This window comes from Hymenobacter persicinus (assembly GCF_004167665.1).
GTDB lineage: Bacteria > Bacteroidota > Bacteroidia > Cytophagales > Hymenobacteraceae > Hymenobacter > Hymenobacter persicinus.
In genome coordinates, this window is sequence record NZ_SEWE01000025.1 from 57245 (window position 1) to 67257 (window position 10013).

At 55.8% G+C, this 10013-nt stretch carries 8 protein-coding genes; 4 read left to right on the forward strand and 4 right to left on the reverse strand.

What is annotated here, in order from left to right:
- Positions 1–4 precede the first annotated feature (4 nt).
- From EWM57_RS12755 to EWM57_RS12770, 4 genes are read right to left on the reverse strand one after another with little or no spacing between them, the layout of a single operon-like run.
- The gene (locus EWM57_RS12755) at positions 5–1267 is read right to left on the reverse strand and encodes an ATP-binding response regulator (RefSeq protein WP_129921540.1); all 1263 of its coding nucleotides are present in this window, start codon (positions 1265–1267) and stop codon (positions 5–7) included.
- 12 nt (positions 1268–1279) lie between these two features.
- Complete coding sequence (locus EWM57_RS12760; protein ID WP_207218312.1) at positions 1280–1711, reverse strand: response regulator; 432 nt, start codon at positions 1709–1711, stop codon at positions 1280–1282.
- A gap of 15 nt (positions 1712–1726) precedes the next feature.
- Positions 1727–4024: an ATP-binding protein gene (locus tag EWM57_RS12765; RefSeq protein ID WP_129921541.1), complete on the reverse strand. Its 2298-nt coding sequence runs from the start codon at positions 4022–4024 to the stop codon at positions 1727–1729.
- A complete protein-coding gene (locus tag EWM57_RS12770; protein WP_129921542.1) occupies positions 4021–4593 on the reverse strand; it encodes a biliverdin-producing heme oxygenase in 573 nt (190 codons plus the stop codon). The genes EWM57_RS12765 and EWM57_RS12770 overlap by 4 nt, the downstream gene beginning before the upstream one ends.
- A gap of 728 nt (positions 4594–5321) precedes the next feature.
- Between EWM57_RS12770 and EWM57_RS12775 the strand changes: the two genes are divergently transcribed.
- From EWM57_RS12775 to EWM57_RS12790, 4 genes are all read left to right on the forward strand, one after another.
- A complete protein-coding gene (locus EWM57_RS12775; protein ID WP_242510057.1) occupies positions 5322–6644 on the forward strand; it encodes a site-specific integrase in 1323 nt (440 codons plus the stop codon).
- 186 nt (positions 6645–6830) lie between these two features.
- Complete coding sequence (locus EWM57_RS21940; RefSeq protein ID WP_129921544.1) at positions 6831–7163, forward strand: helix-turn-helix domain-containing protein; 333 nt, start codon at positions 6831–6833, stop codon at positions 7161–7163.
- Entirely contained in the window at positions 7163–8689 is a 1527-nt protein-coding gene (locus tag EWM57_RS12785) for a DNA primase family protein (RefSeq protein ID WP_129921545.1), read from the forward strand. Before EWM57_RS21940 ends, EWM57_RS12785 begins: the two co-directional genes overlap by 1 nt.
- 160 nt (positions 8690–8849) lie before the next feature.
- Positions 8850–9899: a DUF6371 domain-containing protein gene (locus tag EWM57_RS12790; protein ID WP_129921546.1), complete on the forward strand. Its 1050-nt coding sequence runs from the start codon at positions 8850–8852 to the stop codon at positions 9897–9899.
- The last annotated feature ends 114 nt before the right edge of the window (positions 9900–10013 follow it).

The window sequence follows — 10013 nt, forward strand, 5'->3', positions numbered from 1 at the left end:
CTGACTAGCCCGCGGCGGAGCCCAACTGCACCCGAAACGTCGTGCCCACCCCTTCCTGACTGTCGACTTCGATGCTCCCGCCGTTGGCCTGCACGAGGCGGTTGACCAAGAACAAGCCCACGCCCGTGCCTTCCCCGGCCTGGGGGTGAAAGCGCCGGAACAGCTGAAACAGGTCCTTGCCGTAGCGCTCCATGTTCAGGCCCAGGCCGTTGTCCTGCACCTCCAGAATGGCGTGGTTGCCTTCCCGGCGCGTCCGCACCTGCACTTGAGCGGGCCGTTCGTGGTGGCGGTATTTCAGCGCGTTGGTCAACAGGTTGAGCAGAATGGTGCGCAGGTTGCTGCGCACGTAGTGCACGGCAGGCAGGGCCGAGAAGTCGGTGCCGATGGTGGCCTCGCTGGCTATGACCTGCGGGTGCAGGGTCTGGAGCACATCAGCCGTCAGCTCATCGAGGGAAACCAGCTCGGTGACCTGCTCGCCCGGAACGCGCTCCATCTGAATCACCATCGACAAATCGGCGATGGTCGTGGACAGGGCGCGCAACGAAGTGTCCACCAGCTGCCACATCTGCTCGGCTTCGGGGTCAGAGGTAACGGCGGAGTGCCGTAGCTCCTCAAACAGCCCCCGCAGGTTGTCGACGGGCTGGCGCAAATCGTGGGAGGCGGCGTACACGAAGTTGTCCAGGTCGGCGTTGGTGCGGGCCAAGCGCTGGTTGGAGGTGTCGAGCTGCTCGTTGCGGGCCCGGATTTCCTCGTTGGCCATCGTGAGCAGCGTGTTCTTGTGCCGAATCTGCTGGCGCACCTCCGTAAGCTCATCCACCGAGTCGCGCAGCTGCTGGTTTACGGTCTTGATTTCGGCGTGGTAGCGGGCCATATACTGCCGCCACTCGTTTTTCTCAATGGCGTGCAGTACGGTTTTGCACAGCAGCTCCTGGTCGAAGTGCTGCTTAACGAGGTAATCGAGGGCGCCGCTGTTGAGGGCGCGCACGGCCAGGGCCTCGTTGCCGCCGCCCGTAATCATAACCACGCACAGGCTGTCGGGGGCGGCTACCTGCTTTAAGCTTTCGAGTACTTCCAGCCCGTCGGTGTCGAGCAGGTTGTAGTCGAGCAGCACGCAGTCGGGCTGCTGGGCCTGGAAAGTCGTCAGCGCGTCCTGGCCCGAGTCGGCCTCGTAGATTTCCAGCCGCTCGTGCCCGATCTGCTTGCCCAGAAAGCGCTTGTAGAGCATCCGGTCTTGCTCGTTGTCGTCAACGAGTAAAATCTTTTTCACGCAGTAGCTTTCCTAGTTGGCAAAGGGGAGTTCAGATGCATTCAGCCAGTAACGCATGGCCAGCCGAATTTTCTCCTCCAACGCAGCGTACTCAATGGGCTTGGTCAGGTAACTGTTGGCCCCGAGTTGGTAGCAATCCTCGATGTCGCGGATGTTGGAAGAGGTACTAAAGATAATGACCGGAATGGAATGCAGCTGCGGATCCTTCTTGAGCACGTCGAGCACAGCGCGGCCGTCGGTGCCGGGCATGTTCAGGTCGAGCAGAATAATGGCGGGCAGCACCTGGGGCCAGCCCGGCTTTTTACCGTAGCCGAGCAGGTAGTCCAGGGCCTGGTCGCCGTCTTCGCACCGCAGCACCGGGTTCAGCAGCTCGTGCTTGCGAAAAGCACGTTCCAGCGCCATGAAGTCTTCGGCGCTGTCATCCACCACGAGGATGGGTTTCAAGGGGGATGTGCTCACTTAGAGGTGTTTTGAAATGGTGAAATAAAAAGTGGCGCCTTGCCCACGCACTGAATCAACCCACAAGCTGCCTCCATGTTTCTCCACCATCTTCTTCACGATGGCCAAGCCGGCGCCGGTACCGCCCCCATACTTTTCCTGGGAATGCAGCCGCTTGAAGATCTTGAAAATATTCTCGTGGTGACGCGGGTCGATGCCGATGCCGTTGTCGCGGACGTAGAACACGTGAAAGTCGTTGGGGTTCACCGGGCCTTTCGGGCTTCGTACGGTTGGAACCGTCCCGATGTGCACCGTTTTGTGCTCCCGGTCACTGTAGCGCATGGCGTTGGTGAGCAGGTTGTTGAATACTTCCCGCATCCGCACTTGGTCGCAGCGCACCAGGGGCAGGGGCTCTGCGATGGTAACGGTGGTCTGGGTTTGCTCGAGGCGGGGCGAAAGCAGATCCAGCACTTCGGCCACTAGGGCATTCATATCGGTTTCGACCAGCACCAGATCGAGGCGGCCCACCCGGGAAAGCTGCAGCAGGGACTCAATCAGGTTCTCCATGCGCTGACTTAGCCGGACCAGGGTCTGGAGCTTGCCCACGCCGTCGGCGTCGAGCTTGTCGGCGTAGTCTTCGAGCAGAAACAGCGAGTAGTTGTGAATACCGCGCAAAGGCTCCTTCAGGTCGTGGGAGGCCACGTAGGCAAAGGAGTCCAGCTCGTCGTTGCTGCGCTCGAGCTCGGTGTTGAGCTTGCTGAGGGTGGTAGCGCGGGCTTGGAGCTCGTTGAAAATCTTGAGCCGCACGTCGGAAATGTGCAGGCGAATTTCCTTGGCGGCCTCAATCTCCATCGGCTTCCAGGGCAGGGCCGTGCTTTCCACCACCTGCTTCCACTGCTCAAACGACTGCCGGGGCGAAAGGAAAATCTGCCCGTCGGCCATTACCTCGGGCTTTTCGTCGCGGCCAGCCCAGGTGACGGTCTGCACCTGCTCGGGCCGGAACCAGAGGATGTAGTTGCCGGGGGCCTCAGCCAGGGCAATGGCCAGAATGCCGCTAGCCGTGGGCCGGATAGACAGCCCGTCCGGGTTGAGGCTGGCGTAGGAGTTGGTGTAGAAAACGTCGCCGGTGCGGTGGTGCTGGAGCCAGTCGAGCACCTTCTGAATCTGGGGTTTGGTCGGCGTGTGGCCCAGCGGAATGATGTCGTCGTCGAAGCAAATGGCCACCCCGCCGCAGTCGAACACGTCGAGCAGGCTGGGCTTGAAGCGGTAAAGGCCCTCCACGAAATTGTCGTTGCTGGTCACGCGCTCAAACAGGCGCACCTGGTTTTCGCGGATGTGCAGCTGATATTCCCGCTCATCGTGCTGCTCCTTGGACGTTATCAGGGCCGAAAACGTCTTGCCAATGAACTGGCACAGGTCGCGCAGCTCGTAGCTGACCAGCTTGGGCGTGCGGTGGTGGCAGGTTATCATGCCCCAGAGCCGCCCGTCCTGGATCAGCGAAATGGTCATGGTAGCCGCCGAGCCCATGTTGCGCAGGTACTGTAGATGAATCGGCGACACGCTGCGCAGCACCGAGTAGGTCATGTCGGGCGGCAGGTGGGTGCTGGGGTTGAGCACCGGCAGTAGGCGGGTGGGCTCGTAGGCCACGTCGGGAATAAAGCGCAGCCAGTTTTTGAGGTACATGGCCCGGGCCTGCTTGGGAATGTCGGTGGCGGGGTAGTGCATGCCCAGCCAAGGCTCAATGTCCTCGTGCCGGGCCTCGGCAATGACTTCGCCGCTTTCATCGGGCGCAAACCGGTAGATGGCCACCCGGTCGAAGCCCGTAATGGCGCGCACCTGCTCCACGGCGTACTGGCAAAATTCCAGCACCCGCGTGGCGCCCAGCATCTGCCCCAAAGCGTTGTTGAGGAAGGGCAGATCCAGCTGGGGCACCGCGTTTTCGTCCACGGGCTCAAACTCCAGCCACAGCAGCTGGTCGTAGCGGTGAAGAATGATCTTGTAGAAGGGCTGCCCAGCCACGTGGTCGAGGCGGGAGCCCAGCAGCCGGGCGTCGGTGGTTAGCGTGGGCAGCAGCTGCTCGATTTCGGCCAAGCGGGCGGGACCCAGCAGCTGGTCGAGGGTGCCGCCCACCAGGTCGGAGGCCGCCACGCCAATTCGCTCAAGGGTATTCTCGCTGGCTTGCACTATCCGGTGAGTGGTTTCGTGCAGGCAGAGCAAAAAGCCGTAGGGCTGAATCAGGCCGGGAATGTGGATGGGCTCCCGGTCGCAGTTGGTCAGGTTTATTTCGGCGCCCAGCAGGCTCTCATCGGTATAGCTCATGGTCGATTTAGCCAGGCGTAAAGTTTCTGGAAGGTCAGGCTGGCCGATTGCACAAGTTCATCCGGTCCCGCGGCGGGGGCGGCCTCAGTCAGCAGCTGGCAAAATAACTTCCATTGGGGGCCGGTCCGTTCCCCTGCGCCCTGGAAGAAGGTGCGGGCCGGGATGCCGGCTTTGGCCAGCTGGCGCGCAATAACCTGCCCGCCCAGCGTGGATCCTTCCAGTACGTACATGGCGCCCAGCAGTTGAGCTTGCGTATCGAGCGGCGGCATATCCGGGCACAGGGGCAAGCCGGGCGCGGCGGGGTTTCGGTGCAGATCCTGCAGAATCAGGGGCGCCCGCAGCCGCCGGGACACCTCCCACTCAGGACCGAGTGAAGCGCTCTGGAGCCGGACTTCGTAGGGTTGCAAAAACCCGTACATGTCGGCCAGAAACTGCTCGGTGCCGGCCCGGGAAAGCGTGCCGGCCGTCAGGGCCTGATTGAAGTCGTTCTGCTCGAGGGCATCGTGGTAGGGGCGGGTTTCGGCGCGCAGCCGCGCCAGAATGCCGGGTGCTTCGGTGGGAGGGAGCATGGACACAGGAAAATAACACGGGCAAAGATGGGGCAAGTACGCCAGCCGCGCGAGAAGGATCCGGTTTTTTGCTGGAAGCCGCTGCCGAGCTTGTTGGCGGCCATAATTCAGAGGTCAAGCTCAGTTCAACTTATGTGTCCAGAATGGCCTGGGGTAGCGGAATTTGCTTTCCGATAAATGCCAGACCGATATTCTACCACCCCACGATATGGGTAGCGCGGGCAACGCAACTGGCGGTGGCAGTCTTGCTGGAATGGTCGGGGTGACTCACCACACCTGTTGTTTCGATGGTGGCTTCGGAGCCCAGGGTACTCATGGTAATCCTGTGGCCGTTGAGCAACCCGATTTTGGTGATACCGTTGGTTTATAGCTTCTGCACGAGCCAGAAGTGCCTCCGACCTGGCAACTAATTTGAAATTCAGGGCACAGGCCGAAAACAAAACCGCCTCCCAGACTTGGCGTCTAGGAGGCGGTTTTCCAATGAGCGAGAAACGAGGTTCGAACTCGCGACCCTCAGCTTGGGAAGCTACACTTTGAGGGTTGTCAATAATTGTTGATATGCCTTAGCGGTAGAAAAAACCGTGTTTTTAGCGTTTTTGGCCTATCTGGACTTATTGTCGTTACCCTCCTTTCTATTATATTTGTTTAAACCAGCGTTTAAACCAGCGTTGGGATAAGCAGATATGGCAACGACTGAACACAAGGAAGGTAAGGCCACGGTCAAGGTTGTGTACTACACCTACAAAACGCTGGCCGATGGGTCACACCCGTTCATGGTGCGTATTACCAAAGACCGCAAGCTGAAGTACATTGCTACCGGCCAGAGTCTGCACCCAAAGTACTGGAACCCGCTTAAAAAGGAAGTACGCAAAAGCTACCCTGAAAAAGCCCGCGAAAAGCTGCTGACGAAACTGGCAGAATGGCAAGCCAAGTACAGCGGGGCCGCCGATACGCTGGCCGAAGCCGATGAGCAACACGACGCGCCGGCCGTAGCCGCCAAGGCCATTGAAGGACGCAAAGCAGCACGGCGAATAAAGCTGCTGGCCTACTGCGACGAGCTGAGCGCAGGCTACCTCAAAACCGGCCAAGCTGGCAATGCCACCGTGTACCGCGACTTGCGCAACCAGTTGGCAAAGTTCGTTGCAGCTGAGGCCAACGCGCCTGCGCCGCCCACCGGCCGGGGCCAAGCCGACGCCTGGGCTGAATGGGTAGGCCGCTACGACGTGCCCCTTGACCGGGTAAACGTGGCGTTCTGCCACGAATGGGAGCAGGCCTTACGTGCTACTGGTATCAAGGAAATAACCTTGTCGCTGCGGTTTCGCACGTTGCGGGCCGTTCTCAATCAAGCTATTGCGGCCGGGTTGGTGAAGCCTACGGCATATCCGTTCGCCCGCACCGTGGCCGAAAAGCACAAGCTGCAAGTCGGCAAGTTTGACGTGAGCACGGGCAAACGAGCCATTAGCCGCGACGAGCTGCGCAACTTGGAAGCCTTGCCTACAGCCACCGACCGGCAGCGGCTGGCGAAGGATATCTTTTTGTTCTCGTTCTACGGGGGCGGTATCAATTTTGTGGATTTGGCCCAACTGCGTTGGCGCGACCTGACCGGGGCCGCCGTGGATACCGGCTATGCCGACCGCCTGCACTACGTGCGCCAAAAGACAGGCGGTAAGTTCTCATTGCGGCTGCTGGCACCTGCCGCCGCCATTGTGGCTGCTTACCGGCCATTCACTTTTGCTACGCCCGATAGCTACGTATTTCCGGTGCTGGATTCTGCCAAGCACGTCAGCCCCGCTCAGGTAAGCAACCGGCTGCACAAAGTGCTGGGGCAAGTAAACAACGAGCTGAAAACACTGGGGCAACTCGCTGGCATTGCCACGCCCCTCACTACTTATGTAGCTCGTCACACTTTTGCTACTACACTCAAACAAGCTGGGACTCAGATCGCTCTCATTTCGCAAGCAATGGGCCATAAGTCAGAAGCTGTAACCGCGGTATACCTAGATTCCTTTGCATCGGATGTGATAGATTTAGTCTATGAGCAATTATTATAAGACTCATCAGCTTGTTAGTACATACTGTTTATTCATAGGTGGTTATCTCCATGGAATCGGCAGTTTAACATAATAGTGCACAATTATGCACAGTGTTGCACAGTGTTGCCTAGTGTTGCACACTGGGCTTTTAAGACCTCTCTAATACTGTAATATTCGCTTCGTCAACAACAAAAGACGTAGCGTATGTACAATCCATTTGAAAGCATCGATGCCCGGTTAAGCAACTTGGAGGCATTGGCATTAGAGGCTCTATCTCGCCTTCGTAGTACTGCTCAGGTCCCTGCATCTGAAGTTAGTGGAATTGAGTTGGCTCAAGAAATTACTCGACTGAGTAAGCCACGGATATATGCCCTAGTATCAGCGCGTGGCATACCTCACTCAAAAAGAGGAAACAAACTCTACTTCAATCGTGCTGAATTGCTAGCTTGGGTTGAGCGGGGGCGCCGGAGCGAAGGTGACGCCCCAACACTCTTCACTCCAAAGGGCAAGCCTCGCGGGCGGCGTTCGACCAAGTAATGGCGACGGCAATAATACCTGTAGCTGGGCGACGACAAGCCAAGGATGCTATATCTGCAGTACCTGAAGCATCCCAAACAATAGCTGACTTACAGCGCCAAGTAGCCCAAGATGCCGCTGCTCAACGCCGTTCAGAAAATACTCTGATTGCCCATGCTGAGGTGCTCAGAGGGTTGCTCGGACAAGTTGTACCGCTGGACTTCCGTAAGCTGGTAGGCCTAGACAATGACAATGAGAAGCTCAAAAGGAGCCACCATGTCGTTACAGTAGCAGAAGAGGTGATGATCTTAGCCAAGCGTAATGGCTGGGGCTTGGCCAGAAGTGCCAATTACCTGTATGCCTACAATGGAGCATTCTGGCAAGTGCAGAAAGAGGATGATTTGCGGCAATTCTTGCAAAAGGCAGCAGAAAAAATGGGGATTGATAAGTATGAAGCCCGTTACGTCCAATTCGGTGAGTTGCTGTTCAAACAGTTTATGAGCGCTTCTTACCTGCCAGCCCCGGAACGGACGCGGGAGGCAGTAAAAATCAATCTTGCCAACGGTACCTTTCACATCAGCCTCGACCAACAAAAGCTAGCTCCATTTGACCCGGCTGACTTCCTGACTTACCAGTTGCCTTTCAAGTACGACCCTGTCGCCACTGCTCCCTTGTTTGAGCAATTTCTAACCAGGGTACAACCAGATAATGATTGTCGGAGGCTATTGGCCGAGTTTATTGGGTATGTGTTCGTATCGCCGGCTAAGATGAAGCTGGAAAAGACCTTGCTTCTTTATGGATCGGGGGCCAATGGTAAATCGGTTTTCTTTGAAATCGTTACAGCGATGCTAGGCAAGGAAAACGTTAGCCACCACTCATTGCAAAACCTGACAATTGAACCTGCCTACTGCCGTGCGAACTTGGCTAACGTCCTCGTAAACTATGCCAGCGAGTTAGGTGGCAAACTCGATGCGAATGTATTCAAGCAATTGGTTTCAGGTGAACCTGTGGAAGCACGTTTACCCTACGGGCAACCATTCACAATGAGTGACTACGGTAAGCTGTTGTTCAATTGTAATGAGCTCCCAACAGAGGTAGAACACACTTCGGCTTTCTTTCGGCGGTTCCTGATTGTTCCCTTCAATCAAACGATTCCCGAGTCCGAGCAAGACCCTGCGCTAGCCGCCAAAATTGTTAGTGGCGAGCTATCAGGCGTGTTCAATTGGGTACTGGAAGGATTACGGCGACTACTGCAGCAAGGCAAGTTCACAGATTGTGAAATGGTACGGCAGCAGGTAGATGAATACAAGGGCCAATCAGATACAATACGCTGTTTCTTGATTGATAAAGGCTATGAAAGCAGTGCGAGCCACACTATAGCTCGGAAAGTGCTATACCCCGAATACCGGGCGTACTGCATCGAAGAGGGCAATCACCCGGTAAACAGTCGAAACTTTACCAATCGACTGAAAAACTGTGGTATTGCGAGCACCCGCCATGGTGGTGGAGTAATTTATCATGTTGTTCAAGTCAGTCGCAGCTTTTAAAAAGTTTTCTTTTAGCCTACACTGATAGCACTCACAACACATATAAGCTCTTTCTGGGCTGCTCATGGTGCTGACGATGGTTTAAGGTTCTTCTCACGTCCATTGGTAAGCCTGCCCGTGTAGTAAGTGTTGGAAGTGCTGTATAAAACAAACATTATTTATGGCCTTTCGCTACCAGCTTCAACCCTATAGAGGCAGCCGAAAAAACCGCTACACCTGCCCAGGTTGCAACAAGCCGTACAGTTTCACTCGCTGGCAGGATTTACGCACTGCTGAACTTTTGCCTCAACAGTTCGGCCGCTGTAATCGAATGAACAGTTGCGGCTACTCACTCAGTCCTTATGACAAAGTATCCAATAGCATCAGCTATGCAGACGATCAATGGCGAAGTAACCTCGAAGGACGAACTATGTCAAGTTGCCAACCAAAACCTCAGCCGGCTCAGCAGTTGTGTACTATTCCGGAAACAGTACTACAGCAGTCCTTGAGCTGCTATGAGCGAAATGCCTTTGCCCAACTTTTGCAAAAGCATTTTGGAGCTGGAGTCGCTATAGATCTACTCAACCGGTTTGAGATTGGGACTTCCACCTACTGGCCAGGTGCTACAGTTTTCTGGCAACGTGACGAACTTGACAGGATACGTGGTGGGCAAGTTGTGCTGTTCGATGAAAGTGGGCACACTTCTAAGCTGCCGGCTCAAGATGGGACCCCAAAACGTTGCACAACGTGGGTTCATACGGCATACGCGCAAGCATGCAGACAGCAGAAAAAACAGCTTCCAGCTTGGTTAGTGCGCTACCTGGAACCGGGAGTAAGCAAAAGCCCTAGTTTGTATGGGATACGGCAACTGAATAAGGTCGCAGTTGGACAACCTATTGCCATTGTTGAAGCACCAAAGACAGCAGTTATTTGCTCCGGATACTTTCCTCAGTTTATATGGCTAGCGGTAGGCAGCCTAAGCTATTTGACAGTTCAAAGACTAACACCAGTGAAAGGGTATTCTATCACACTTTACCCAGATGCTTCCATCGATGGCAGTGCTTTTCAAGTTTGGTGTACAAAAGCAGATGTATTGCGGAAAGCTGGATTTATAGTTCAGGTATCTGATATCTTGGAGAAAGCAGCGACAGCTTGTCAGAAAGCTACTGGAAGTGATTTAGCAGACTTATTACTTGAGCAATGGATTGGTTATCCCCAAAGTTGGGTTTAAACTGTAAATTCGGCTACCGTTACCGGTGATTCCGGCTACCGTTACCGGTGATTCCGGCTACCGTTACCGGTGATTCCGGCTACCGTTACCGGTGATTCCGGCTACCGTTACCGG

What these genes read in the sequence shown, in the direction of transcription:
- EWM57_RS12765 (WP_129921541.1), bottom strand. Translation starts at nt 4,024, where the DNA reads ATGAGCTATACCGATGAGAGCCTGCTGGGCGCCGAAATAAACCTGACC.
- EWM57_RS12770 (WP_129921542.1), bottom strand. Translation starts at nt 4,593, where the DNA reads ATGCTCCCTCCCACCGAAGCACCCGGCATTCTGGCGCGGCTGCGCGCC.
- EWM57_RS21940 (WP_129921544.1), top strand. Translation starts at nt 6,831, where the DNA reads ATGTACAATCCATTTGAAAGCATCGATGCCCGGTTAAGCAACTTGGAG.
- EWM57_RS12785 (WP_129921545.1), top strand. Translation starts at nt 7,163, where the DNA reads ATGGCGACGGCAATAATACCTGTAGCTGGGCGACGACAAGCCAAGGAT.
- EWM57_RS12790 (WP_129921546.1), top strand. Translation starts at nt 8,850, where the DNA reads ATGGCCTTTCGCTACCAGCTTCAACCCTATAGAGGCAGCCGAAAAAAC.